The organism is Bordetella genomosp. 12 (genome assembly GCF_002261355.1).
GTDB lineage: Bacteria > Pseudomonadota > Gammaproteobacteria > Burkholderiales > Burkholderiaceae_B > Bordetella.
On record NZ_NEVU01000002.1, the window covers coordinates 171,901 to 195,483 of the forward strand.

Annotated in this window: 26 protein-coding genes; 9 read left to right on the plus strand and 17 right to left on the minus strand. The window is 63.8% G+C overall.

Annotated elements, in window-relative coordinates:
• Positions 1-25 precede the first annotated feature (25 nt).
• Genes CAL22_RS06190 through msrB form a run of 3 tightly spaced genes read right to left on the minus strand, consistent with a single transcriptional unit; the run spans position 26 to position 1,264 of the window.
• A complete protein-coding gene (locus CAL22_RS06190) occupies positions 26-298 on the minus strand; it encodes a BolA family protein (RefSeq protein ID WP_094811431.1) in 273 nt (90 codons plus the stop codon).
• 1 nt (position 299) lies between these two features.
• The gene (locus CAL22_RS06195; RefSeq protein WP_094811433.1) at positions 300-866 is read right to left on the minus strand and encodes a septation protein A; all 567 of its coding nucleotides are present in this window, start codon (positions 864-866) and stop codon (positions 300-302) included.
• Complete coding sequence (gene msrB / locus CAL22_RS06200) at positions 863-1,264, minus strand: peptide-methionine (R)-S-oxide reductase MsrB (protein WP_094811434.1); 402 nt, start codon at positions 1,262-1,264, stop codon at positions 863-865. Before msrB ends, CAL22_RS06195 begins: the two co-directional genes overlap by 4 nt.
• 50 nt (positions 1,265-1,314) lie before the next feature.
• Between msrB and CAL22_RS06205 the strand changes: the two genes are divergently transcribed.
• The 7 genes from CAL22_RS06205 (at position 1,315) to CAL22_RS06235 (ending at position 8,341) form a co-directional block, all read left to right on the plus strand.
• Entirely contained in the window at positions 1,315-1,992 is a 678-nt protein-coding gene (locus tag CAL22_RS06205; RefSeq protein ID WP_094811436.1) for an energy-coupling factor ABC transporter ATP-binding protein, read from the plus strand.
• On the plus strand, positions 1,989-2,576 hold the full coding sequence (locus CAL22_RS06210) for an energy-coupling factor transporter transmembrane component T family protein (protein ID WP_094811438.1): 588 nt from the start codon (positions 1,989-1,991) through the stop codon (positions 2,574-2,576). Before CAL22_RS06205 ends, CAL22_RS06210 begins: the two co-directional genes overlap by 4 nt.
• Before the next feature lie 46 nt (positions 2,577-2,622).
• Positions 2,623-3,174, plus strand: coding sequence for a biotin transporter BioY (locus CAL22_RS06215; RefSeq protein ID WP_094811440.1), 552 nt, complete (start codon positions 2,623-2,625; stop codon positions 3,172-3,174).
• 228 nt (positions 3,175-3,402) lie between these two features.
• Positions 3,403-4,566: an ABC transporter substrate-binding protein gene (locus CAL22_RS06220; RefSeq protein ID WP_094811442.1), complete on the plus strand. Its 1,164-nt coding sequence runs from the start codon at positions 3,403-3,405 to the stop codon at positions 4,564-4,566.
• A 161-nt stretch (positions 4,567-4,727) separates the two neighbouring features.
• The gene (locus tag CAL22_RS06225; protein WP_094811444.1) at positions 4,728-5,765 is read left to right on the plus strand and encodes a branched-chain amino acid ABC transporter permease; all 1,038 of its coding nucleotides are present in this window, start codon (positions 4,728-4,730) and stop codon (positions 5,763-5,765) included.
• Between the two features lie 3 nt (positions 5,766-5,768).
• Positions 5,769-7,604: a branched-chain amino acid ABC transporter ATP-binding protein/permease gene (locus tag CAL22_RS06230; RefSeq protein WP_094811446.1), complete on the plus strand. Its 1,836-nt coding sequence runs from the start codon at positions 5,769-5,771 to the stop codon at positions 7,602-7,604.
• Complete coding sequence (locus CAL22_RS06235; protein WP_094811448.1) at positions 7,601-8,341, plus strand: ABC transporter ATP-binding protein; 741 nt, start codon at positions 7,601-7,603, stop codon at positions 8,339-8,341. Before CAL22_RS06230 ends, CAL22_RS06235 begins: the two co-directional genes overlap by 4 nt.
• A gap of 7 nt (positions 8,342-8,348) precedes the next feature.
• Here the strand turns inward: CAL22_RS06235 and CAL22_RS06240 are convergent, their stop codons facing one another.
• The 12 genes from CAL22_RS06240 to fdxA all read right to left on the minus strand — a co-directional run bounded on the left by CAL22_RS06240 (position 8,349) and on the right by fdxA (position 20,405).
• Positions 8,349-10,448, minus strand: coding sequence for a phosphocholine-specific phospholipase C (locus CAL22_RS06240; protein WP_094811450.1), 2,100 nt, complete (start codon positions 10,446-10,448; stop codon positions 8,349-8,351).
• 125 nt (positions 10,449-10,573) lie between these two features.
• Positions 10,574-11,413 (minus strand): branched-chain amino acid aminotransferase, encoded by an 840-nt coding sequence (locus CAL22_RS06245; protein ID WP_094811452.1) that lies wholly within the window; start codon positions 11,411-11,413, stop codon positions 10,574-10,576.
• Between the two features lie 193 nt (positions 11,414-11,606).
• Positions 11,607-12,590 (minus strand): branched-chain amino acid ABC transporter permease, encoded by a 984-nt coding sequence (locus CAL22_RS06250; RefSeq protein ID WP_094811454.1) that lies wholly within the window; start codon positions 12,588-12,590, stop codon positions 11,607-11,609.
• Positions 12,587-13,474 (minus strand): branched-chain amino acid ABC transporter permease, encoded by an 888-nt coding sequence (locus tag CAL22_RS06255; RefSeq protein WP_094811456.1) that lies wholly within the window; start codon positions 13,472-13,474, stop codon positions 12,587-12,589. The genes CAL22_RS06250 and CAL22_RS06255 overlap by 4 nt, the downstream gene beginning before the upstream one ends.
• 90 nt (positions 13,475-13,564) lie before the next feature.
• Positions 13,565-14,779, minus strand: coding sequence for an ABC transporter substrate-binding protein (locus CAL22_RS06260; protein ID WP_094811458.1), 1,215 nt, complete (start codon positions 14,777-14,779; stop codon positions 13,565-13,567).
• A 55-nt stretch (positions 14,780-14,834) separates the two neighbouring features.
• Positions 14,835-15,548: an ABC transporter ATP-binding protein gene (locus CAL22_RS06265; protein WP_094811460.1), complete on the minus strand. Its 714-nt coding sequence runs from the start codon at positions 15,546-15,548 to the stop codon at positions 14,835-14,837.
• Entirely contained in the window at positions 15,545-16,318 is a 774-nt protein-coding gene (locus CAL22_RS06270) for an ABC transporter ATP-binding protein (protein ID WP_094811462.1), read from the minus strand. The genes CAL22_RS06265 and CAL22_RS06270 overlap by 4 nt, the downstream gene beginning before the upstream one ends.
• Before the next feature lie 214 nt (positions 16,319-16,532).
• Positions 16,533-17,168, minus strand: coding sequence for an endonuclease III (nth, locus tag CAL22_RS06275; protein WP_094811464.1), 636 nt, complete (start codon positions 17,166-17,168; stop codon positions 16,533-16,535).
• Between the two features lie 29 nt (positions 17,169-17,197).
• A complete protein-coding gene (gene rsxB, locus CAL22_RS06280) occupies positions 17,198-17,833 on the minus strand; it encodes an electron transport complex subunit RsxB (RefSeq protein ID WP_094811466.1) in 636 nt (211 codons plus the stop codon).
• Between the two features lie 51 nt (positions 17,834-17,884).
• Positions 17,885-19,111, minus strand: coding sequence for a polyhydroxyalkanoate depolymerase (locus tag CAL22_RS06285; protein WP_094811468.1), 1,227 nt, complete (start codon positions 19,109-19,111; stop codon positions 17,885-17,887).
• 136 nt (positions 19,112-19,247) lie between these two features.
• The gene (locus CAL22_RS06290; protein WP_094811470.1) at positions 19,248-20,045 is read right to left on the minus strand and encodes a ferredoxin--NADP reductase; all 798 of its coding nucleotides are present in this window, start codon (positions 20,043-20,045) and stop codon (positions 19,248-19,250) included.
• 36 nt (positions 20,046-20,081) lie between these two features.
• Complete coding sequence (gene fdxA / locus CAL22_RS06295) at positions 20,082-20,405, minus strand: ferredoxin FdxA (protein ID WP_094811472.1); 324 nt, start codon at positions 20,403-20,405, stop codon at positions 20,082-20,084.
• Positions 20,406-20,564: 159 nt separating this feature from the next.
• Between fdxA and pncB the strand changes: the two genes are divergently transcribed.
• Positions 20,565-21,740, plus strand: a complete 1,176-nt coding sequence (gene pncB, locus CAL22_RS06300; protein ID WP_094811474.1) for a nicotinate phosphoribosyltransferase — start codon at positions 20,565-20,567, stop codon at positions 21,738-21,740.
• Between the two features lie 37 nt (positions 21,741-21,777).
• Complete coding sequence (locus tag CAL22_RS06305; RefSeq protein ID WP_094811476.1) at positions 21,778-22,131, plus strand: RidA family protein; 354 nt, start codon at positions 21,778-21,780, stop codon at positions 22,129-22,131.
• 31 nt (positions 22,132-22,162) lie between these two features.
• On the opposite strand, the gene CAL22_RS06310 is transcribed toward CAL22_RS06305, so the two are convergent.
• Both CAL22_RS06310 and CAL22_RS06315 read right to left on the minus strand, forming a co-directional pair.
• Positions 22,163-22,681, minus strand: a complete 519-nt coding sequence (locus tag CAL22_RS06310; protein WP_094811478.1) for a flavodoxin family protein — start codon at positions 22,679-22,681, stop codon at positions 22,163-22,165.
• The gene (locus tag CAL22_RS06315; RefSeq protein WP_208621967.1) at positions 22,678-23,511 is read right to left on the minus strand and encodes a zinc-dependent peptidase; all 834 of its coding nucleotides are present in this window, start codon (positions 23,509-23,511) and stop codon (positions 22,678-22,680) included. The genes CAL22_RS06310 and CAL22_RS06315 overlap by 4 nt, the downstream gene beginning before the upstream one ends.
• Positions 23,512-23,583: the final 72 nt, after the last annotated feature.

Below are 23,583 nucleotides of genomic sequence, written 5' to 3' on the forward strand. Positions count from 1 at the left end.
TATGAGTAAATTTGGCAGGAATGTACTACGAGGCTCGCGTATCCAGTGCAAGCGCATGTATAGGGAAAGGAATCAGATCTTGCAAATGATGATACACCAGCCGATGGCGGGCAACAGCGGTTAGTTCAGCAAAGGATTTCGAGACAATTAGGACTCGATAATGCCCGGCGCCGCCTTGCGCACCGGCGTGTCCCGCGTGCAAATGGGACTCATCCGAAATCTCGAGTTGGGAGGGGGCCAGCGGGGCCAGGCGCTCGCGGATGAGCGCGATGCGGTCTTGGTCGGAAGCTTGATTCATATTAGTCAGGACGGCTGTTTTTGTCGGCGCCGGGTTCTTGCATATGGCGGCCCAGCCACAAGGATTGCAGGATGACGAACGCGATCAGCAGGCCCATCAGGCCGAATACTTTGAAATTGACCCACTGCGATTCGCTGAAGTGGCCCGAGAACGCGACATACAGATTGACGCCCCCGGCCAGCAGAAAGAACAGCGCCCAGGTCAGATTGAGTTTGTTCCAGAGCGTTTCGGTCAGGCTGATTTGTTTCTCGAGCAGCCGGCGGATCAGGTTGCGGCCGAACAGATAGCGGCTGGCCAGCAGCGCACCGCCAAATAGCCAGTACAGCACCGTGGGCTTCCATTTGATGAAGACATCGCTGTGCAGCCAGAGCGTGGCGCCGCCGAAAATGACGATGACCGACAGATTGATCCAGTGCATGCCCTCGATGGCCTTGCCCGTGAGCTTGAGCCAGATGATCTGCGCGATCGCAGCGGTGATCGCCACCGCAGTCGCGGCATAGATGTCGGCAAAGCGATAGGCGACGAAAAAGAGGATGAGCGGGAAAAGGTCAAACAGAAACTTCTTCATGCAGCGTCCAGCGGCTCGAATTTCAATGACAGCGAGTTGATGCAATAGCGCAGGCCGGTCGGCGGCGGGCCGTCGGGAAAGACATGGCCCAGGTGCGCGTCGCAGATGTTGCACAGGACTTCCGTACGCACCATGCCGTGGCTGGTGTCGGTCTCTTCGCGCACGCGGGCGGCATCGATGGGCTCGAAATAGCTGGGCCAGCCGCAGCCGGCGTCGAACTTGGTGTCGGAGGCGAACAAGGCGGTGCCGCAACCCACGCAGCGGTAGATGCCGTAGGTGAAGGTATCCCAATAGCGGCCGGTGAATGCACGTTCAGTCCCTTTTTCGCGGGTGACGTGGAATTCCTGGGGGCTGAGCTGGGCACGCCATTCGGCGTCTGACTTGCGGACTTTTTCCATAGGTGTTTGGAGCGGCGCGGAGCGAAATGGTTCGGGCATAATCCCGCTCCATGTTAATCGAGTTTGATCAGGCGGTCGTGATCATGGAGGGCAGGCCGCTTTTGCAGGTGCCCGGCCTGACCCTGTCCGAACGCCGTATCGGTATCGTCGGCCCCAACGGGGCGGGCAAAAGCACGTTCTCGCGGTTGATCAATGGCTTGTTGCTGCCCGACCAGGGTCAAGTGAGAGTCAATGGTCTGGATACGCGCCATGAGGCGCGCAGCATCCGGCGCCAGGTCGGTTTCGTTTTTCAGAACCCGGACAACCAGATCGTTTTCCCTATCGTGCGGGAAGACCTGGACTTTGGTCTCAAGCCGCTGGGCCTGTCCGCGGCCCAGCGCGCCGAGCGTATCGCCGCCGGTCTGGCGCAACTGGGCATCGCCCATCTGGCCGAGCGCAGCAGCTTCAGTCTGTCTGGCGGCGAGCGCCAGTTGGTGGCGCTGGCCGCGGTGCTGGTGCGCGAGCCCTCGCTGGTCGTGTTCGACGAACCCACGACCCAGCTTGATCTGCGCAACCGCAACCGGGTGCGTCAGGCCATCGCCGATCTGGCGCCGGCGGCTTACGTCGTCAGCCATGATCTGGAGTTGCTGGCCGATTTCGACCGCGTGCTGGTGATCAACGCCGGCGGCATCGCCGCGGACGATCAGCCCGGGCCCGCCTTGCGTTGGTACCGGGAGCATTGCGCATGATGGAGCCGCTCTACACGCCGGGCGTCACGGTGTTGCACCGGCTGCCGGCCAGCCTGAAGCTGATCGTGCTGATGGGCGCCGGCGTGGGCCTGTTCGCGCTGGACGACGCGCGCTATCTGGGGCTGGCCTGGCTGGTGTCGGTGTTGCTGGTGGCGGTCTGCCGGCCGGGGTGGGTAAAACTATGGCGCCAGTTGCGCGGGCTGGTACTGATCGTGCTGGCCGTGGCGCTGTTTACCGCCTGGACGCAGAACTGGGCGGCGGCCCTGGCGGTGCTGGCCCGCTCGGCCGCCCTCATCGGGCTGGCCATGGTGGTGACGCTGACCACGCCGGTGCCGGCGCTATTGCATGTCATCGAGCAGGGGCTGCGGCCTTTTTCGCGCTGGATCGACCCCTGCCGCGTCAGCCTGGCCTTCGCGCTGTGTCTGCGCTTCGTGCCCGAAATAGGGCGCAATTATCAAGACATCCGCGAGGCCCAGGCCGCCCGCGGCCTGAGCCATCATCCCCTGGCCCTGTTGGTGCCCCTCATCGTGCGCACGCTCAAGCGCGCCGAGGAAGTGGCGCAGGCTATCGATGCCCGATCCTGAGTCCCGCAAGGGATTGCACGACTGACTCCTTCAAGGAAAAGACCGCATGACAAGCAAGAACCTGGTGTTGGCCGCGCTGTTTGCCGCGCTGATCGTCGTCCTGAGCCTGATGCCTCCCATCCCCTTGCCGGGCATACCGGTGCCCGTGACGCTGCAGACCTTGGGCGTGATGCTGGCCGGCGTGATGCTGGGCCCCTGGCGCGGCGCGGCCGCCTGCCTCTTGTACCTGGCGCTGGCCGCCGTTGGCTTGCCGGTACTGCCGGGCGGGCGGGGCGGGCTGGGCGTGTTCGCCGGGCCCACGGGGGGATTTCTGGTCGGCATGCTGCTGGGTGTCGTGGTGGCCGGGCTGGTGGCGCGCGCCCTGGCGCGCGGCGGGATGTGGCGCAGCCTGGGCGGCTATGTGCTGGCCTGCTTGCTGGGCGGCATCGTGGCCGTGTATGCCATTGGGGTGCCTTGGCTGGCCACGGTCACGCAGATGGGATTGTCCAAAGCCGCCATGGCGGTCGTGGTGTTTCTGCCGGGCGACCTGGCCAAGGTGGCGGTGGCATCCTGGGTCGCCTGGCGCGTCGAGCGCGTCTGGCCCTTGTTGCGGCGCTGACTTCACAGGGATTTCCCGGAAAGACGTTGACGGGTCTTCCGGAGACAATTCGCCATTATCAAATGCATTTGTCTGAATGAAAGCCGGGCAATCCTAGGGTAGATACCGGGCTGTGCAAACGCGCATCCTGATACTCTTTTAACCCTATAATATTTTTTTCTGTATAACTTTAAACAGGCCCTACGCCCGCTCCCTGGGCACAATGGGTCACCACAGGAGACAAAAATCATGCGCAAGCACTTTGGCTTGTCGGCGGTTGCCGCCGCCCTCGCTCTGGGTCTGCCGCTTCTCGCGAGCGCCCAGGTCAAGGTCGGTGTCACCGTTTCCTCGACCGGTCCGGCCGCCTCGCTGGGCATCCCCGAGCGCAATACCGTGGCCCTGCTGCCCAAGGAAGTCGCCGGCCAGAAGATCGAATGGATCGTGCTGGACGACGCCACCGACACCACGCAGGCCGTCAAGAACTCGCGCAAGCTGGCTTCCGAGGACAAGGTCGACGTGCTGGTCGGCACCTCGGTTACGCCTGGCTCCCTGGCCATGGTCGATGTGGCCGCCGAAACCAAGGTCCCGATGATCAGCGTGGCCGCCAGCGCCAAGATCGTCGAGCCGGTCGACGAGAAGCGCCGCTGGGTGTTCAAGACGCCCCAGAATGACGCCTTGATGGCCAGCGCGCTGGCCGACGCCATGGTCAAGTCCGGGGTCAAGACGCTGGGCTTCATCGGCTTTGCCGACGCCTACGGCGATGGCTGGCTGGCCGTGATGGAAGCCGCGGCCAAGGCCAAGGGCATCAAGATCACCAGCGTCGAAAAATACGGCCGCACCGACACCAGCGTCACGGGCCAGGTGCTCAAGCTGGTGGGCGCCAAGCCCGATGCCATCCTGATCGCCGGCGCTGGCACGCCCTCGGCCCTGCCGCAAAAGGAACTGAAGGCGCGCAACTATGGCGGCCTGATTTTCCAGACCCACGGCTCGGCCAACAATGACGTGCTGCGCGTCTGCGGCAAGGATTGCGAAGGCATGTTGTTGCCGGCCGGCCCGCTGCTGGTCGCCGCCCAACTGCCCGACAGCAATCCCGTCAAGAAGTCGGCGCTGGATTACGTCAACAGCTACGAAAAAGCGCATGGCGAAGGCTCGGTCAATACCTTCGGCGGCCATATGTGGGATGCCGGCCAATTGATCGTGGCGGCCATTCCCGAAGCCATCAAGAGCGGCGCCAAGCCCGGCACGCCCGAGTTCCGCGCCGCCATGCGCGATGCGCTGGAAAACGTCAAGAATCTGCCGGCCTCGCAGGGCGTGTTCAACATGAGCCCGACCGATCACGCCGGTTTTGACGAGCGCTCGCGCGTCATGGTCAAGGTCAAAGACGGCAAGTGGACCTATCAGCCGGATCTTTGATCCATCCGGGGGCGCTGTTCGCGGCAGCGCCCGCCATGCTGACGTACTATCGCGGCTGCTTCACCACGCACCGGCCTTACGGGCCGGTGTGTTGTATTCGCAGTGTCCCAGTCGGGGCCGGGGCACGCAGAACCACAAGTCGTACATAAGGTCGTAGTTCGATGGATTCCTCAATTGCGCTCATCTTGCTGCAAGACGGTATCGTCAACGGCTCCATCTATGCTCTGCTGGGCATGGCGCTGGTGCTGGTGTTCGCCGTCACGCGCGTGATCTTCATTCCTCAAGGCGAGTTTGTCGCGTTCGGCGCCTTGACCTTGGCCATGCTGGTCGACGGCCGTGTGCCCGGCACCGTCTATCTGCTGGTGCTGCTGGGCTGTCTGGCCTTTCTGCTCGAGGTGCTGCGCGCCGCGCGCACGCGCGTCTGGTCGTCGCTGCCCAAAAGCCTGGCCGGTTTCGTGGTCCTGCCCCTGGTGCTGCTGTGGATTGCGACCTCTTACGCGGCGCCCGGAAACTCGCTGTGGCTGAATATGCTGCTGACCCTGGTCCTGGTCATTCCCATGGGGCCCATGGTCTATCGCATTGTCTATCAACCGTTGGCCGAGGCCAGCGTGCTGGTGCTGCTCATCACGTCGGTGGCGGTGCATTTCGCTTTGATGGGGTTGGCACTGGTGTTTTTCGGTGCCGAAGGCTGGCGCACCCCGGCGTTCGTCAGCGGCCAGATCGACCTGGGCTTTACGACCTGGTCGGCCCAGAGCCTGTTCGTGGTCGCGACCTGCGCCGTGCTCATCGTGGCCCTGTGGCTGTTTTTCGGTAAAACCCTCTACGGGCGCGCCTTGCGGGCCACGGCGGTCAATCGCCGCGGCGCGCGGCTCATGGGTATCAGCACCACCATGTCGGGCAGCTTGACCTTCACGCTGGCCGTGGCCATAGGCGCCATGTCGGGCATGCTGATCGCCCCGATCACCACGGTCTACTACGACACCGGTTTTCTCATCGGCCTGAAGGGGTTTGTCGGCGCCATCATCGGTGGGCTGGCCAGCTATCCGGTGGCTGCCGCCGGCTCCCTGCTGGTCGGCGTGCTGGAGTCCTTCTCATCGTTCTGGGCCAGCTCCTACAAGGAAGTCATCGTCTTTACCCTGATCATTCCGGTTTTGGTCTGGCGTTCGTTCAGCAGCCGTCATGTGGACGAAGAGGAATAAGCCATGAACCGCATTCTGCTTGCTTTGTTTATCGTGGTGCTGGCCGCGCTGCCGGCGCTGTCGGCCACGCCGGAATTCTGGATCACCCAACTCAATTACATCGGGCTGGCCAGCCTGGTGGCGCTGGGCCTGGTATTGCTGACCGGCGTGGGCGGCTTGACCAGTTTCGGGCAGGCCGCTTTTGTCGGCCTGGGCGCCTACACCACCGCTTATCTGACCACCCAATACGGCACGTCGCCCTGGCTTGCCCTGGTGGCCGGGCTGCTCATCACGGCAGCGGTCGCCTTCTTTCTGGGCCTCATCACGCTGCGCCTGTCGGGGCATTACCTGCCGCTGGGCACGATTGCCTGGGGGCTGTCGCTGTTTTATCTGTTCGGCAACCTCGACTTTCTCGGCAAGCATGACGGCATCGCCGGCATCGAACCGGTGTCGATCTTCGGTGTTTCGCTGGCCAGCGGGCGGCATATCTATTACCTGATATGGGTGCTGGTGCTGCTGGCGCTGTGGGCGACGCGCAATCTGCTGGATTCGCGGCCTGGCCGTGCCATCCGTGCCCTGAAAAGCGGTGCTGGCATGGCCGAGTCCATGGGGGTCAACACGGGCAGCTACAAGATCATCATCTTCGTCTGGGCGGCCTTGCTGGCCTGCCTGTCGGGGTGGTTGTATGCGCACATGCAGCGAGCCGTCAGTCCGAGTCCGTTCGGTTTGAACTACGGCATCGAGTACCTGTTCATGGCGGTGATCGGCGGCGCCTCCCATGTCTGGGGGGCGGTGCTGGGTTCGGCCGTGATCCTCGGTCTGAAGGACCAGTTGCAGAACTGGTTGCCCAAGCTGCTGAACACCGATGCCAATTTCGAACTCATTGCCTTTGGCGTGCTGATGATCCTGGTGCTGCAATACGCCAGCCAGGGGTTGTGGCCGATTTTCGCTGGCTGGTGGGCGCGCCTGACTTCCAGCGCCGATTCGCGCCGCAATCTGGCTCCGCCTCCCGAGGCGGCCGCTTTGCCGCAGCGCCAGCGTCCCGCCGCAGGCGAACTGGTGCTCGAAGTCGACGCCATCCGCAAAGAGTTCGGCGGCCTGGTCGCGGTCAACGACATCAGCTTCAAAGTGCGCGCCGGCGAGATCATGGGCCTGATCGGGCCGAACGGCGCTGGCAAAAGCACCACCTTCAACCTTATCAGCGGTGTGTTGCCGGTCACGCGCGGCCAAGTCCGTTTCCTGGGCGAGCGCATCGACGGTTCGTCCGCGCGCGCGATTGCCCAGCGCGGGGTCGGTCGCACCTTCCAGCACGTGCAGTTGCTGCCGACGATGACGGTGCTCGAGAACGTCGCCCTGGGTGCGCATATGCGTACCGATGTCGGCGTGCTGGCGGGCGCGCTGCATGCCGAACGCGGCCGCGAGGCGCAGCTGCTGCATGAGGCCGCCGTGCAATTGCGCCGTGTGGGGCTGGGAGATTATCTCTACGAGCAGGCGGGCAATCTGGCTCTGGGGCAGCAGCGCATCCTGGAAATCGCGCGCGCCCTGGCCTGCGATCCCGTGCTGTTGTTGCTCGACGAGCCGGCAGCCGGCCTGCGCTACAAGGAAAAACAGGAGCTGGCCCAGGTGCTGGAGCAATTGCGCGCCGAAGGCTTGAGCATCCTGCTGGTTGAACACGATATGGATTTTGTGATGCGCCTGACCAATCATCTGGTCGTCATGGATTTCGGCACCAAGCTGGCCGAAGGCGTGCCGGCCGACGTACAGCAGAACCCCGCGGTGCTGGAAGCCTATCTCGGCGGGATAGACGATGATCTGCCCGAGTCCGATCGTGCGCCTACCGCTGCCGGAGGTGTGCAATGAGCGCCGTGCTCGATGTGCGTGGCCTGTCGGCGCGCTATGGCAAAGTGGGCGCGCTCAACGAGGCCGCGTTGCAGGTGCAGGCCGGCAGCATCGTGACGGTGATCGGCGCCAACGGGGCAGGTAAGTCCACCATGCTCAACGCCATCATGGGGTCCTTGCCGCAGACCGGGCATGCCGCCGGCACCGTGCAGTATGCGGGTCAGGATGTGTCGGGCTGGCAGGTCGAGCGGCGGGTGTCCGTCGGCATGTCGCTGGTGCCGGAGCGCCGCGAACTGTTCGGCAGCATGTCGGTGGAAGACAACCTGCTCTTGGGTGGCTTTCGCCGCTACCGCGCCCGCGAGGCGGGTTGGCGCGACACCCTGCTGGAGGTCTTCGATCTCTTTCCGCGGCTGCGGGAGCGGCGCGGCCAGCAGGCCGGAACGCTGTCCGGCGGCGAACGCCAGATGCTGGCCGTGGGCCGTGCCCTGATGGCCAAGCCGCAACTGCTTATGCTGGACGAACCCAGCCTGGGCCTGGCGCCGCGCATCGTGCGCGAGATTTTCCACATCATCGCGCGCTTGCGCGAAACCGGTGTGGCCATTCTGCTGGTCGAGCAGAATGCCCGCGCGGCGCTGCAGGTCGCGGACTACGGTTATGTCCTTGAAACCGGCGAGATCATCCTGCAGGGTCCGGCCCGTGAACTGGCGGGCAACCCGCGAGTGATCGAGAGCTATCTGGGGCTGGGTAAGCAGCACTGAGCGCTGCTCATACCCGCAGTCGCACCGGACCACCCATGGCGGGGTCCGATACGGAAGGCTGGCCGTTCTCCATGCGGCCGGCCAGCCGGCGACCAAAGCTCGGGTCGTCCGGGCTGTCGATTTCCACGTCATACCAACGGCTGCTGGCGGCCACGCTCCATTGCAGGGAGACTTGCTCACCGGCGGCCAGCGTCAGGGTTTGGGCAGCCAGATCCTTGTAGGTGTTGCCGGCTACGCGCAGGCGGCGGGGCTGGCTATCCTGGTTCATGAGGCTCAAGCGCAGCATCTGAGCCTCGGGCAGATACGTCAGGCGCACATGGACGGGCATACGCCCGGTGTAGCGCCAGTGATAGCCGTTAGGCCCCAGTATCCACAGATCGTGCTGCGTCTGCAGCCAGACGTCGCGCAACTGCCGGCCCGCTTCCACGGTGTATCGGCGCGGCGCATCGTCCAGGTGCTGGCGGTCATAGACATGAAAGACCGCGCCGGTTTGTCCGGTGTTGATGAAGGCCAGTTCCAGGCCGCGTCCGCTCACGTGCTCCTGTATTTGCAGCGAATAGGGCAGGGCTCGCGACGGGCGCGTGCCGGCGGGCTGGCGGGCCAGGGGGGCGTGCTCGGGCGGCAGCGCAACGGTGGTTTGCGGCAAGGCCGCCGCACGGCGGGCCAGGTCGGCCGTGGGCGGCAGGCCCGAGGGCGCCGGCCCGGGCGTGGCGCTGAAGTCGAAGATCGAGGTCAGATCGCCGCAGACGGCTCGTCGCCAAGGTGAGATATTCGTTTCGGCCACGCCGAACCGCCGTTCAATAAAGCGCAGGATGGAAGTGTGGTCAAACACTTCCGAGTTGACCCAGCCGCCTCGGGTCCAGGGCGAGATGACATACATGGGTACCCGCGGGCCCAAACCATAGGTGGCGCCGCGCAGGCGGGGCAGGTCGTCGGCCTCCTGCCCGGTGAGTATCTCGTGATACTCGCCCGTCGTGTCCGCGGTGGAGGCCCCGGCCAAGGGGGCGTTTGCCGGCCACGCGTGGCGCGAGGGTGGCGCAGGCGGTGGCATGTGGTCAAAGAAACCGTCGTTTTCGTCGAACATGAGCAAGAGCACGGTCTTGCTCCAGACTTCCGGGTTGGCTGTCAGCGCCTTGAGCACACGGGCCGTGTAGTCGGCGCCCTGGGCGGGACTGGATGGGCTGGGATGCTCCGAGCCGGCCTTGGTGGCGCAGATCCAGCTGACCTGGGGCAGGCGCGCGGCGCGCACGTCGGCTTCCAGGCTGGCCAGGTCATGGGTGCTCAAGGCCTCGCGGCGCAACGCGGCCACCGATCCCGGCAGACCGTGATACGCGTCGCGATACGCTTTAAAACCGGCGGTCGGATTCAGTGAGTAGTTGTCATGCATGTCCTGGTAAATGCGCCAACTGATGCCGGCGCGCTCCAGCCGCTCGGGGTAGGTCGTCCAGGTATAGGCGCGTGCGGGGTCGCCGCCGCTCAGCTTATTGAAGGTGTTTCCCAGGGCCGGGCCATGCCCCAGGCCGAGGCCGTCGTTGCTGCCGGTCCAGGCGAACAGGCGATTGGTATTGGTGCCACCGGTAAACGAGCAATGATAGGCATCGCACACCGTGAACGCCTGCGCCAGGGCGAACTGGAAAGGCAGATCCTCCTGGGCGAAATAAGCCATGGCGTGGTCGTGCTTGAAAACAGGCCAGCGGTGCATGCGCCCCATGTCCCAGGCGTCCTGGGCATTGGCCCAGGTATGGGGCGTGCCCTTGACGCGCATGAGCTCAAAAATGCGCTGGGTGTCCAGGCGGAAGGGCCGCAGGATGCGCGAGCCGTCTTCATCGTTGAGCTGGTTCCATACGGTCGCGTCGCGGCGGCCCTCACGGTCGGGGACCGGAATGGGGAAGCGGTCACCGAAGCCGCGCACGCCGGGCAGCGTGCCGAAATAGTGATCGAACGAGCGGTTTTCCTGCATGAAGACGACGATATGCTCGACGTCCTCGATTGTGCCGGTGCGCCGCTGGGGCTCGATGGCAAGCGCCTGGCGGATCACGCCGGGCAACATACCCATCGCCACCCCGGCTTTGGCCGTGCTGCGCAGAAAATCACGTCGGGTCTTCATGGCCGTTACCCATCTACGTCAACCTGGTTACGCACGCCGTATGCGGCTGCCGGGCCAGCATACTGCGTCCAGGCTGACAAACGGGTGAGCAGGGGCAAAGGCCGGCTGTTGCGGCCCATGCCTGCTCAGGCCTGGCTTTCGGCGTAGCGCATGTACAGGCCGTGAGCACGTTGTGCCATGGGGCCGTAGGGCAGCTCGCGCTGTTCCACGCGATTGACATGCACCACTTTGCCGTAGTTGCCGGTGGAAAACACCTCGTCGGCCTGCTCGACGTCGGCGCGGGTCAGGCTGCGCTCCTGGACGTCGACGCCATCGGCGCGCAGCAGCGCCAACACGCGTTGGCGCGTGATGCCGTTGAGGAAGGTGCCGTTGGGCACCGGCGTGGCCACGATCCCGTCCTTGGCGATCCAGATATTGCTCGAGGCAAACTCGGCCACATTGCCATCGCCGTCGCACATGATGGCATTGTCAAAGCCGCGCGCAGCCGCGGCCGCAATGGCGCGCTGCCCATTGGGATACAGGCAGGAGGCCTTGGCATCGGTGGGGGCCATATTGGGCCACGAGCGCACGAACTCCGAAAAACACGCGGAAAAGCCCTGGGTGCCCGGCATGGGCACTTTGAAGACATGCAGCACGAACTGCGTTTTCTCGGCGTCTGGCAGCAGAAAGCCGTCGGCGCAGTAGAACATCGGCTTGATGTAAAGCTCGGAGCCGGCCGGAAAACGCGCGACCGCTTCGCGGCAAAGCGTTTCGATTTCGGGGGCGCTGAGCTTGGGTTTCATCAGCATGCGCTCGGCCGAGCGGACCACGCGCTGGCAATGCAGATCCAGATCGGGTGTCAGGCCGCGAAAGGCGCGCGCCCCGTCGAACACCATGCTCGCCATCCAGAATGCATGGTCGGCCGGGCCGAGCAGCTTGGGATTGTCGGTCAGCCACTGGCCGTTGTACCAGAAAAGGGCATCCATCTTGAGTCTATCCTTGGGTCACTTGCGCCCCGGGGGCGCCAAGGTGCAGAGCATACCGGTGAACGCCGCGTGCGTCGCGCCGCGGCGCACGGCCCAAGAAGAGGGGGGGGCCTCGGCGGGCGGAGCGGCCCGCCTCGCCACGGGCCCTGGCCGGCCCGGACGAGCCGTGGCGGCCCGGCCAGGCCCGCGCCGTTCAGGCGCGCGCCGCGCGGCGGCGTTCGAGCCAGGCGCTGAACTCGCCGACCAGCCCGCGCCGAAAGGCCATGACGCAGATCACGAAGATCAGGCCGATCACGATGGTGACCGATTCGCCCAGACGCAAAAACCACTCCGCGCCGGTCAGATTGGCCATGAACTGGCCGAAATCGCCAACCTTGTTTTCCAGCAGGACGATGACGAAGGCGCCGATGATGGGGCCGGTGAGGGTGCCCAGTCCACCGATGAGGGTCATGAGAATGACCAGGCCGGACATTTGCCAGGTGGCGTCGGACAGGGTGGCCGACACGAACACCAGGGTCTTGGTGGCGCCGGCCAGTCCGGCGATGGCGGCTGACAGGACAAAAGCCAGCAATTTGAAGCGGTCGGTGTCATATCCCAAGGAGATGGCGCGCGGTTCGTTCTCGCGCAGCCCTTTGAGCACCTGGCCAAACGGCGAATGCACCGTGCGCCAGATGATGAAGTAGCCAATGGCAAAGATGCCCATCACCACGTAATACAGATTGATATCCTGCGCCAGGTCGATCACGCCCAGCAGCTTGCCGCGCGGCACCCCCTGCAATCCATCTTCGCCGCCGGTGAATTTGGCCTGGAGAAAGAAGAAGAACACCATTTGCGCCAGGGCCAGCGTGATCATGGCGAAGTAAATACCGCTGCGACGGATGGCTATCGCGCCCATGACCAGCCCGAGCAGCGCGGCCACCAGGACGCCGAACAGCAGCCCCATTTCCGTGGGCCAGCCCCAGACTTTGAGGGCATGGCCGGCCGCGTAGGCCGCGCTGCCCAGAAACGCGGCGTGCCCGAAGGACAGCAAACCGGTGTATCCCAGCAGCAGATTGAAGGCGCAGGCAAACAGCGCGTAGCACATCACCTTCATGGCAAAGATCGGGTAGACGCCCAGGAAAGGCAGGGCGGCCACGATGATCGTGACGACGAGATAGCCCAGAAGTTGACGGTTCATTTCTCTTTTCCAAACAGTCCGGCCGGGCGCAGCAACAGCACGATAGCCATGATGATGAAAACGACGGTGCTGGATGCCTCGGGCCAGAACACCTTGGTCAAGCCCTCGATGACCCCCAGACCCAGGCCGGTGAGAATCGCCCCCATGATCGAGCCCATGCCGCCGATCACCACCACTGCGAACACGACGATGATGAGGTTCGAGCCCATCAGGGGCGAGATTTGCAGCACGGGCGCGGCCAGCACGCCGGCGAAGCCGGCCAGCGCGACCCCAAAGCCATACGTCAGCGTGATCATGCGGGGCACGTTCACCCCGAAGGCCTCGACCAGACGCGGGTTCTCGGTGCCGGCCCGCAGCAAGGCGCCCAGACGAGTGCGTTCGATCACGAACCAGGTGACCAGGCACACCACCAGCGAGGCGACGACGACCCAGCCGCGGTAGATCGGCAAGATCATGAAGCCGAGATTGGTCGCCCCCCGCAGCAGCTCAGGCGTCGGATAGGGTTGGCCCGAGACACCATACACGCTGCGAAAAACACCTTCGATGAGCAGTGTCAGGCCGAAGGTCAGCAGCAGGCCGTAGAGATGGTCGAGCTTATAAAGATGGCGCAGCAGCAGGCGCTCGATGATGATGCCGAACAGGCCCACCACCAGGGGCGCGAGAATGAGCATGACCCAGTAGTTCAGGCCCAGGTAGGCCAATCCCATCCAGGCCAGGAACGCACCCAGCATGTACAACGCGCCATGCGCGAAATTGATGACATTGAGCAGGCCGAAAATGACCGCCAGCCCCAGCGAGAGCATGGCATAGAAGGAACCGTTGACCAGACCGAGCAGCAGTTGCCCTAGCAATGCCTGTATCGGGATGCCGAAAATATCAGTCATCTTGAGAAAATCCTGCGCGAGCGATGGTAATCGTTGCGGTGAGCGGCGCGGCCTCGCCGCTGGGGCAAGGCCGCGTGAAGCGTGAGAGGGTTACTTCTTGACCAGCTTGCAAGTGGACTCGGACAGCTTGGTGTAGACCTCTTCGCCCGGCAGCGTGGCCACGACCTTGTAGTAGTCCCAAGGCGCCTTGGATTCGGCCGGTGTCTTGACCTGCATGAGATACATGTCGTGGATCATGCGTCCGTCTTCGCGCACATAGCCGCCATGCGCGAAGAAGTCGTTGATCTTGTTCGACTTGATCCACTTCATGAGGGCTTCGGGATCATCGGTGCCGGTCGCTTTCACGCCATTGAGGTAGAAAGCCACGGCCGAGTAGTCGGCCGCCTGCAGCATCGAGGGCTTGCGTTTGACCTTGTCTTCGAACTTCTTGGCCCAGGCTCGCGAGGCGTCCGATTGGTCCCAATACCAGCCGTCGGTCAGGTACATGCCCTTGGTGGCTTCCAGGCCCAGCGAGTGGATGTCGTTGATGAACACCAGCAGACCCGCCATCTTCATGGTGCTGGTCACGCCGAATTCGTTGGCTGCCTTGATCGAATTGATCGTGTCGCCCCCTGCGTTGGCCAGACCGAGAATCTGCGCCTTGGAGCTTTGCGCCTGCAACAGGAAGGACGAGAAATCCGAGGCGCCCAGCGGCGCGCGCACCTGGCCCTTGACCTCGCCGCCCGAGGCCTTGACCACGTTGGCGGTGTCGCGTTCGAGCGCATGCCCGAAAGCATAGTCGGCGGTCAGGAAGAACCAGGACTTGCCCCCGTCCTTGACCACGGCCGAACCGGTGCCGCGCGCCAGCGCGATGGTGTCGTAGGCGTAGTGCACGGTATAAGGCGAACACTGCGAGTTGGTCAGATCGGAAGCGCCCGCGCCAATGGCGAAGAAGGGCCGCTTCTTTTCGGCCGCGACCTGGGCCATGGCCAGGCTGGTCGCCGAGTTGGTGCCGCCGATGAGCACGTCCACCTTCTGCTGGTCGAACCACTCGCGCACGCGCGCCGAGGCCACATCGGCCTTGTTCTGGTGATCGGCGGTCACCAGTTCGATCTTTTTGCCATTGATGTTGCCGCCGGCATCTTCGATGGCCATGCGGATGGCTTCCACGCCGCCCTTGCCGTCGATATCCGAGAACACGCCCGACATGTCGGTGATGAAGCCGATGCGTATGACGTCATCGGAGATGCCTTGAGCCTGAGCGGGTAGCCCGGCGACTCCCAGGCCCGCCAGGGCCAGTGCAGCAGTGATGGTGTGCAACTTCATGGGATGACTCCTCTTCCTGTGGTGGTACCGGCTGGACCGGTGATGACAGGTGTTCTCAGACGCCCAACAACTCGTTGAGCGTGTCCTGTTTCTCGGCTAGTTGCGCCGCGCCGAAGTGTTCGACGATCTGACCGTGCTCCATCACGTAGAAGCGATCGGCCAGCGGCGCGGCAAAACGGAAGTTCTGTTCGACCATGACGATGGTGTAGCCCCGCGCCTTCAGGGCGGTGATCATGCGTGCCAGTGCCTGCACGATGACCGGGGCCAGGCCCTCGGAGATTTCGTCGAGCAGCAGCAGATTGGCACCGGTGCGCAGGATGCGCGCCACGGCCAGCATCTGCTGTTCGCCGCCGGACAGGCGCGTGCCAGGGGAGTGGCGGCGTTCATGCAGATTCGGGAACATCTCGTAGATTTCGGCCAGCGACATGCCCCCGCCCAGCGCACCGCCCACCGCGGGCGGCAGCAGCAGGTTCTCTTCGCAAGACAGGCTGGCGAAGATGCCGCGCTCTTCCGGGCAATAGCCCACGCCCAGGTGGGCGATGCGATAGGTGGGCATATCGATGGCTTCGGTGCCATGGATGCGCACCGATCCGCTGCGCGAGCCGGTCAGGCCGAGGATGGCGCGCAAGGTCGTCGTCCGTCCGGCGCCATTGCGGCCCAGCAGCGTGACGACTTCGCCTTGGGCAATACTCAGGCTCACGCCATGCAGGATGTGCGATTCGCCGTACCAGGCCTGCAGGTCCTTGATCTCCAGCGCGGGGGTGCTCATGCGTGAGCTCCTTGCAGCGCGCCTTCCGTGGTGCCCATATAGGCTTGCATGACGGCCGGGTGGCGCGAGACTTCCGCGTAGGTGCCTTCGGCCAGCACTGCCCCCCGGGCCAGCACCGTGATGGTGTCGGCGATGGACGACACGACGTTCATATTGTGTTCCACCATGAGAATGGTGCGTCCGGCGCTCACGCGCTGGATGAGTTGCGTGACGCGATCGACGTCTTCGTGCCCCATGCCCTGCGTGGGTTCATCGAGCAGCATCAGTTCAGGCTCCATGGCCAGCGTGGTGGCGATTTCCAGGGCGCGCTTGCGCCCATAGGGCAGGTTGACCGTAATCTCTTCGGCGAAGCTGCCGAGGTCGACCTGCTCGAGCAACTCGCGAGCCGGCTCATTCAGATAATTGAGGTCGTTCTCACTGCGCCAGAAGCGATATGACAGCCCGGTCTTGCGCTGCAGGCCCAGGCGCACGTTCTCCAGCACGGTCAGGTGAGGAAACACCGCCGAGATCTGAAACGAGCGGATCACGCCGCGCCGGGCGATTTGTGCCGGTCGCTCGCGCGTGATGTCCTGCCCGTTGAAGTAAATGTGGCCCGAGGTGGGCGACAGAAACTTCGTCAACAGATTGAAGCAGGTGGTCTTGCCGGCCCCATTGGGGCCGATCAGGGCATGAATTTGCCCGCGCTTGACGCGCAGGTTGACGTCGTTGACCGCGACAAAACCGCGGAACTCCTTGGTCAACCCTTTTGTCTCCAGGATCGTCTCATCCATTCCGCTTTACCCGCGTTGGCTTTTCTAGAAGTTGCGGCGAGTATGCGGCACCTGCTCCCTCAAATTCCATGAGGGTTTTTCATAGGTTTTGCGCTGCGCAATCATCGAATGTCCGTTGAACGACATTGCGCGCTGGCGCCCGGGCAGGCGCCAGTTACATGCTGACATCGCGGCGCAGCAATTGGCGCGGCGGCTTTTCCGTCCCCCTTGCGGGTCAGGCCGGGGTTTTGCTCCGGTAGTCACACAGGTCCGCAATGCCGCATTGCGGACACTTGGGCTTGCGCGCGACGCAGATATATCGGCCATGCAAGATCAGCCAATGATGCGCATCCTGCTTGAACTCGGCCGGCACCACCTTCTCCAGCTTGAGTTCGACATCGAGCACATTCTTGCCCGGCGCCAGGCCGGTGCGATTGGATACGCGGAAGATATGCGTGTCCACCGCCATGGTGGGCATGCCGAAAGCGGTGTTGAGCACGACGTTGGCGGTTTTGCGGCCCACGCCGGGCAGCGCTTCGAGCGCTTCGCGGCTTTGCGGCACCACGCCCCGATACTGCTCCAGGATGATGCGGCTGGTGGCGACCGCGTTCTTGGCCTTGGTACGAAACAGCCCTATGGTCTTGATGAATTCGGTCAGGCCGGCCTCGCCCAATTGCACCAGGCCCTGCGGCGTGCCGTATTGCGGGAAGAACTTGCGTGTGGCGATATTGACGGATTTATCCGTGGCCTGGGCCGACAGCAGGACCGCGATCAGGAGCTGAAACGGCGTTTCATACTCCAGTTCCGTGGTGGGCTGTGGATTGGCGGCCCGCAGGCGTTCGAAGATTTCGCGTCGTTTGGCGGCGTTCATGGTGGTCGGGACGAGGCTGGCGGCCGCGATCAGGCGCGTTGGCCGCGCCGGGCGCGCGCGCGCGCCAGCGCGGCTTCGATGGCCGAGCGCTTCTGCGTGGCATCAGAAACGCCGGACTCGGGTTCGGCCGGCGCCTGCGGAGCGGCCGGTGTTTCGGCCATGAGGCGGGCATTGTCGGCGGTGTCGCGCGCCAGGCGGGCGGCACGGTCGACATGCCGTGCGCGGGCAGCCTGCGCATCCTGCTCGCTCCAGGCGCGGCCGGCGGGGACCATCTCGATGCAATCGACCGGACAGGGCGCGATACAGAGATCGCAACCGCTGCAAAGCGAGGGCAGCACGGTGTGCATGCGCTTGTTGGCGCCGATGATGGCGTCGACCGGACAGGCGCGGATGCACAGCGTACAGCCGATGCAATGATCTTCGTCGATGCGTGCGACCAGCAAGGGGCCGGGCTCGCCACGGCTGAGATCCAGCGGTGGCTCCGCCGTGGCCAGCAGATCGGCCAGCGCTTTGACACCTGCCTGGCCGCCGGGAGGGCAGCGGTTGATCGGCACCCCTTCTTCAGCGATGGCCTGGGCGTAGGGCCGGCAGCCGTCATAGCCGCATTTCGTGCATTGCGTCTGCGGCAGTATGGCGTCGATGCGGTCGGTTAGAGAGGGCTGCATAAAAAGAGAAACGGGCCCCGCGGGCCCGTTGGACAGGCACAGCGCAAGCCGTCAGGACTGACGAATGAATTCCGCAATTTTAGGGCAGACCTGTTCGCGCCAGCGCCGGCCCGAGAAAATGCCGTAGTGCCCGGCACCTTGGACGGTGTAATGCGTCTTGCGCGCAGCGGGAATCCCGCTGCAGAGTTTGATGGCGGCGCGGGTCTGACCCTGGCCGGAAATATCGTCCAGTTCGCCTTCGATGGTCAGCAAGGCCGTTTTCTTGATGGCTTGCGGGCGCACCTGTTTGCCGTCGATCTCCCAGGTGCCTTCGGGCAGGCGGAACTCCTGGAACACCATGCGTATGGTGTCGAGGTAGAACTCGGCGGGCATGTCCAGCACCGCGTTGTACTCATCGTAGAAGCGGCGATGCGCAGCGGCATCGCTGTCGTCACCGCGCAGCAGGTCGAGATAGAAATCGTAATGGGATTTCAGGTGCCGGTCCGGGTTCATGGCCATGAACCCGGCATGCTGCAGAAAACCCGGGTAGACCTTGCGGCCGGCGCCAGGGTAGTTGAGCGGCACGGCATGGATGAGCTGGCTTTCGAACCAGGAATACGGTTTGGTGGTGGCCAGATTGTTGACCTGCGTGGGCGATTCGCGCGGATCGATGGGGCCGCCCATCATGACCATGCTGCGCGGCTGCACCGCCTCGCCGTCGGCGGCCATCAGCGAGATCGCCGCCAGCACGGGCACGGTGGGCTGACAGACCGAAATCACATGCAGGTCGGGGCCCAGATGGCGGATGAAGTCCTGCACATAACGGACATAGTCATCCAGATGGAAGGGCCCGGCCGACAGCGGCACCATGCGGGCGTCGACCCAGTCCGCGACATAGACGTCATGCGCGGGCAACAAGGCGCGCACGGTGTCGCGCAGCAGCGTGGCGTGATGGCCCGACAAGGGCGCGACCACGAGCACGCGCGGGTCTTTGCGGGCCGAGGTGCGGCGCAGATCACGCTGGAAATGCACCAGGCGGCAGAAGGGTTTGTCCAACGCCACCGCTTCCATCACCTTGACGGCCCGCCCGTCTATGGTGGTGCTGTCCAGACCCCAGGCGGGTTTCTGGTACTCCTTGCCGATGCGGTGGATCAGTTCACAGCTGGCGGCCAGCTGGCGCGACAGCGGCGTGTAGGCCAGAGGACTGTAGGGACTGGAGAACAGCTGCGAGCTCGCATCCGTGAATGCGGCCAGGGGGCGCAGAAAGGCCCGCTGCATTTCGTGCAATTCGTACAGCATCTGGCGAGAATCCTAGAAAGGCAGTGACTTATTATTGCCGTGGACTATAACGGTATTTCGAGAATGTCTGATTAGAGGCCGGGCGGCAGCCTGATGTGTTGTGAAAAAGCACCGGTGCCGCAGATGGCGGGCTCGTTTACCAGTAGTTTTCGACCGCCAGATTGCCGGGAATGCCGCGCCGGCCTGGGGCAAAACCCCGTTCGGACAGCAGTTTCCGGGCGTCGGCCAGCATGGCCGGGTTGCCGCAAAGCATGATTTTCACGCTCGCCGGATCCAGTTTTTCGTCCAGCAGCGACTCCAGGCGGCCGTCGGCCAGCAGGGTGGTCAGCCGCTCCTGCGGTGTGCCCGGCAGCGCCTGGCGGGTGGCTACGGGCAGATAGCGCAACTTCCCGGGGTGTTGCGCGAAGTACGGCGCCAGATCGGGCCGCCGATACAGGTTTTCGATTTCCTCGCGATAGGCGAGCTCTTCGGCGTGGCGCACGCCATGCACCAGCGCGATGCGGTCGAAACGCTGCCAGGTGGAGGGTTCGCGCAACATCGACAGATAGGCCGACAGCCCCGTGCCGGAGGCCAGCAGCCAGAGCGAGCCGCCCGGCTCGAAACGGTCCGGCGTCAGGAAACCAAAGGGCTTTTTCTCGACATAGAGCGCGTCCCCGGGTTGGAGCGCGGCCATGCGTGGGCTGAACTCGCCTTGCGGGACCACGATGGAGTAGAACTCCAGGGCATCCTCGGCCGGCGCGCTCACCATGGAGTAGGCGCGCCAGATCGTGGGCTCGGCATCGGGCGTATCCTGCGCCGGCAGGCCCAGACGGGCGAACTGGCCGGGCAGAAATTCAAACCCCGGGTCACGCGTCAGCCGCAGGGAAAGCAGCTTGCCTGGAACCCAGGTGCGGACATCGGTGACAGTCTGGCGGGTGTATTTGCTATCGGTCATGGGCAGGGCGCAGCCGCGGCGCGGCAGCGCGCGGGCTCAGCGTTCGAGGTGTTGCAGCTTGTCCTGCTTGCCGTTCCAGTCGTCGGCATCGGGCAGCGGCTTCTTGGCACGGCTGATACTGGCGAATTCGCCCGCCAGCTCGGCATTCAGGGCGATGAATTGCATCTGATCCTGCGGCACATCCTCTTCGGCATAAATGGCATTGGCCGGGCACTCGGGGATGCACACGGCGCAGTCGATGCACTCGTCGGGGTCGATCACCAGAAAGTTCGGACCTTCCCGAAAACAGTCCACCGGACACACATCAACACAGTCCGTGTACTTGCACTTGATACAGTTTTCGGTAACAACGTGGGTCATTCTGGATAACTCCGGGATCGGCGGGCTGGTGCTTTATTGATTAGCCGATTTTACCCGAGCGTGGCCGGGGAGCACGATAACCCCCCAAGCGGGCAGGGTGTCCGGACCGTGAACAGGCCCCGATATGCTATGGTTGCCGCAAATAGCCCCTAAAGCATCATGATTATCACTTCGCTGCTCGACACCGACCTGTATAAGTTTTCCATGATGCAGGTGGTGCTGCACCATTTTCCGGCCGCCGAGGTCGAGTATCGCTACAAGTGCCGCAACCCGGGTGTGAATCTGCGTCCTTACCTGGATGAGATTCGCCAGGAAGTCCACGCGCTGTGCCAGTTGCGCTTTACCGACGAAGAGTTGGAGTATCTGCGCGGCCTGCGCTTCATAAAAAGCGATTTCGTCGATTTCCTGGGGCTGTTCCATCTGCCGGAGCGCTGCATCGTCATAGGCGAGGGCAAGGACCCGGGCGAAATATCCATTACGGTCAAAGGCCCCTGGCTGCACACGATTCTGTTCGAGATTCCGGTGCTGGCCATCGTCAACGAAGTCTATTTCCGCAACATGCAGCCCGATGCCGATTGGGAGGAGGGCCGCAAGCGCCTGCAGTCCAAGATGCATCTGGTGGTGGATGACCCCGCGCTGGCCGATTTTCGCGTGGCCGAATATGGCACGCGCCGCCGCTTTTCCAAGCGCTGGCACGAAGAAGTGGTCACCACCATGAAAGCGCAGATGGGGTCGAATTTCGCCGGCACCAGCAACGTGTTGTTCGCCATGCAGCACAACGTGCTGCCGCTGGGCACCATGGGGCATGAGTACCTGCAGGCCTGCCAGGCGTTGGGGCCGAGGCTGCGCGATTCACAGGTGTTTGCGCTGGAGGTCTGGGCCAAGGAATATCGTGGCGACCTCGGCATTGCCCTGTCCGATGTCTACGGCATGGATGCCTTCCTGCGTGACTTCGACATGTATTTCTGCAAGCTGTTCGACGGCGCGCGGCATGACTCCGGCGATCCTTTCGTTTGGGGCGAGCGTCTGTTGGAGCACTACCGCAAGAATCGTGTCGATCCGCGCACCAAGACCCTGGTATTCTCCGATTCGCTGACCTTCCCGCGCGCCATCGAGCTGGCCCGCCAGTTTTCCGGCCGTTGCAAGGTATCGTTCGGGATAGGCACCAACCTCACCAACGACCTGGGGCACCAGCCCCTGCAGATCGTGATGAAAATGGTCCGGTGCAATGGTCAGCCGGTCGCCAAGGTTTCGGATGCGCCCGAAAAGACCATGAGCGATGATCCGGCCTATCTAGCCTATCTGCGCCAGGTCTTTCAGTTGCCGCCGGCCTGATATTCTTTTTCGTCTCCATCCTCAAAAGGGGAAGTTTATGAGCAGCATCAAGCGCTTCAATGTGGCAAAGCGCCTCTCCGATATGGCCGTCTACAACGGCGTGGCTTATCTGGCCGGTCAAGTGCCCGACGACGCGTCGCTGGACATGACCGCTCAGACCGAGCAGGTCCTGGCTACCATCGACCGTCTGCTGGCTGAAGCCGGCACCGACAAGACCAAGATCCTGATGGCCCAGATCTATGTGGCCAACATGAAGGAATTCGACGGCATGAACAAGGCCTGGGACGCATGGGTGCCCGCCGGCAACGCGCCCCCTCGCGCCACCGTCGAGGCCCGTCTGGCCAATCCCGACTACAAAGTCGAAATCGTCGTGACCGCCGCCATCGCCTGATGCGCGTCTGCCGCCTGATGCCGGTCTGGCATCAGGCGCTGCCGGCCCCCAGCAGCAGGGTGGCCGCAAGCAATCCCCCCAATTCTTCGGCGCTGGTGCGCGCCTGAGGCGCCAGTTCCTTGGGCGCCAGAATGGCCTCGGGTGTCTGCGCGCCGGTGCACGCGATGAGGGCGGGGCTGATCAACTTGAGCCGCCAGCCGGTGCAGATGCGTTCGATCTGGCGTGCCGCGCCGTGGCCATCCGTGCCGGCGCTCACGGCCATGCCGTAGGGGCGCCCCGCCACCCGATCCAATACCGCGTAATAGCTGCGGTCGAAAAACGCTTTCATTTCGCCGCTCAGGCTGCCCAGGTTTTCCGGTGCGCAAAAGACCATGCCATCGGCGGCCAGCAGGTCCACGCCTTGCGTATCCTGCGCCGGCAGGCGGCGCACGCGGAAGGTATCGGCATGCTCGAGGGCCGCGGCCGTTTGCAGCGCGCCGAGTTCGGCGGCTTCGGCCAACTGCTGGGCCGCGCCGGTGCGCGAGTGCCAGACGATCAAGAGCTCTTTCATGACAACCTCGCCGCCGGATCCTGGCGATAGTAGCGGCTGAGCAGGTCATACCACTGAGGCAGGGCCTCGGCCAGCGGCCAGGGATCGGCAAAAAAATGCTCGGAACTGACCGCGAAGAACTCCGCCTCGTCGCTGGCGGCATACGGGTCAAGCGGCAGTTGGCCGTACCACTGATCGGCCTCGGGGCTTTCGGGGTCGACATCGGGAGGAATCGCGGCTTCGACCTCATCGAGCGCCGCGCAAAAGCGTGTCAGGCTGTCTTGCAGGACGTCACGCCACAGGCGCGGCCGCAGGTCGGGATGGGCGCCCAGGTCGGGCATGCCATCCGCGTCGCCGGCCTGCAGATCCAGTTTGTGGGCGAACTCATGGATCACCACATTGAAGGCGCCTTGCGACTGCGCGGCATCATCCCAGGACAGCACGACCGGGCCGCCATCCCACGCCTGCCCGGCGGCCTCTTCGAGGTATTCGTGAACCACGCCGTCATCGTCCTGCACGGATTGCGGAATGGCAAAGCCACTGGGATAGACGATGATCTCCTCCCAGCCCTCGTACAGCCTCGGGTCCAGCTTGAGGATGGGCAGCGCGGCCTGCACGCAGATCGCCAGGCGCATGAAATCCGTCAGCATCAGCCCGGCCGCGCCGTTGATCTGTTTGCTGGCCAATAGCCAGGCGGCGCGCTGGCGCAACTCGGCCAGTTCGGCCTGGTCCAGCGCCCCGAAAAAGGGGTAGGCAGCCAGCACATCCTGCCAAAGCGGCTCGGGAATGCGCGCCAACATCTCGGCGACCGCGTCGGCGCTGGCGCCGCGTCCGCCCAACCATCTCAATATATCCATATTTCCTTCTCTGCCGCCCTGCAGGCAGCCTTGGCCTCCGCTAGTGTAGAGTGTGCGAATTCTTTC

Excerpts from the sequence above, each read along its gene's own strand:
- CAL22_RS06305 (WP_094811476.1), top strand. The coding sequence starts at position 21,778 with ATGAGCAGCATCAAGCGCTTCAATGTGGCAAAGCGCCTCTCCGATATG.
- CAL22_RS06210 (WP_094811438.1), top strand. The coding sequence starts at position 1,989 with ATGATGGAGCCGCTCTACACGCCGGGCGTCACGGTGTTGCACCGGCTG.
- CAL22_RS06220 (WP_094811442.1), top strand. The coding sequence starts at position 3,403 with ATGCGCAAGCACTTTGGCTTGTCGGCGGTTGCCGCCGCCCTCGCTCTG.
- CAL22_RS06255 (WP_094811456.1), bottom strand. The coding sequence starts at position 13,474 with ATGACTGATATTTTCGGCATCCCGATACAGGCATTGCTAGGGCAACTG.
- CAL22_RS06240 (WP_094811450.1), bottom strand. The coding sequence starts at position 10,448 with ATGAAGACCCGACGTGATTTTCTGCGCAGCACGGCCAAAGCCGGGGTG.
- CAL22_RS06225 (WP_094811444.1), top strand. The coding sequence starts at position 4,728 with ATGGATTCCTCAATTGCGCTCATCTTGCTGCAAGACGGTATCGTCAAC.
- CAL22_RS06235 (WP_094811448.1), top strand. The coding sequence starts at position 7,601 with ATGAGCGCCGTGCTCGATGTGCGTGGCCTGTCGGCGCGCTATGGCAAA.
- rsxB (WP_094811466.1), bottom strand. The coding sequence starts at position 17,833 with ATGCAGCCCTCTCTAACCGACCGCATCGACGCCATACTGCCGCAGACG.
- CAL22_RS06285 (WP_094811468.1), bottom strand. The coding sequence starts at position 19,111 with ATGCTGTACGAATTGCACGAAATGCAGCGGGCCTTTCTGCGCCCCCTG.
- CAL22_RS06310 (WP_094811478.1), bottom strand. The coding sequence starts at position 22,681 with ATGAAAGAGCTCTTGATCGTCTGGCACTCGCGCACCGGCGCGGCCCAG.
- CAL22_RS06265 (WP_094811460.1), bottom strand. The coding sequence starts at position 15,548 with ATGAGCACCCCCGCGCTGGAGATCAAGGACCTGCAGGCCTGGTACGGC.
- msrB (WP_094811434.1), bottom strand. The coding sequence starts at position 1,264 with ATGGAAAAAGTCCGCAAGTCAGACGCCGAATGGCGTGCCCAGCTCAGC.
- CAL22_RS06250 (WP_094811454.1), bottom strand. The coding sequence starts at position 12,590 with ATGAACCGTCAACTTCTGGGCTATCTCGTCGTCACGATCATCGTGGCC.
- CAL22_RS06245 (WP_094811452.1), bottom strand. The coding sequence starts at position 11,413 with ATGGATGCCCTTTTCTGGTACAACGGCCAGTGGCTGACCGACAATCCC.
- CAL22_RS06290 (WP_094811470.1), bottom strand. The coding sequence starts at position 20,045 with ATGACCGATAGCAAATACACCCGCCAGACTGTCACCGATGTCCGCACC.
- CAL22_RS06270 (WP_094811462.1), bottom strand. The coding sequence starts at position 16,318 with ATGGATGAGACGATCCTGGAGACAAAAGGGTTGACCAAGGAGTTCCGC.
- CAL22_RS06205 (WP_094811436.1), top strand. The coding sequence starts at position 1,315 with ATGTTAATCGAGTTTGATCAGGCGGTCGTGATCATGGAGGGCAGGCCG.
- CAL22_RS06230 (WP_094811446.1), top strand. The coding sequence starts at position 5,769 with ATGAACCGCATTCTGCTTGCTTTGTTTATCGTGGTGCTGGCCGCGCTG.
- CAL22_RS06195 (WP_094811433.1), bottom strand. The coding sequence starts at position 866 with ATGAAGAAGTTTCTGTTTGACCTTTTCCCGCTCATCCTCTTTTTCGTC.
- nth (WP_094811464.1), bottom strand. The coding sequence starts at position 17,168 with ATGAACGCCGCCAAACGACGCGAAATCTTCGAACGCCTGCGGGCCGCC.
- pncB (WP_094811474.1), top strand. The coding sequence starts at position 20,565 with ATGATTATCACTTCGCTGCTCGACACCGACCTGTATAAGTTTTCCATG.
- CAL22_RS06260 (WP_094811458.1), bottom strand. The coding sequence starts at position 14,779 with ATGAAGTTGCACACCATCACTGCTGCACTGGCCCTGGCGGGCCTGGGA.
- CAL22_RS06215 (WP_094811440.1), top strand. The coding sequence starts at position 2,623 with ATGACAAGCAAGAACCTGGTGTTGGCCGCGCTGTTTGCCGCGCTGATC.
- CAL22_RS06190 (WP_094811431.1), bottom strand. The coding sequence starts at position 298 with ATGAATCAAGCTTCCGACCAAGACCGCATCGCGCTCATCCGCGAGCGC.
- fdxA (WP_094811472.1), bottom strand. The coding sequence starts at position 20,405 with ATGACCCACGTTGTTACCGAAAACTGTATCAAGTGCAAGTACACGGAC.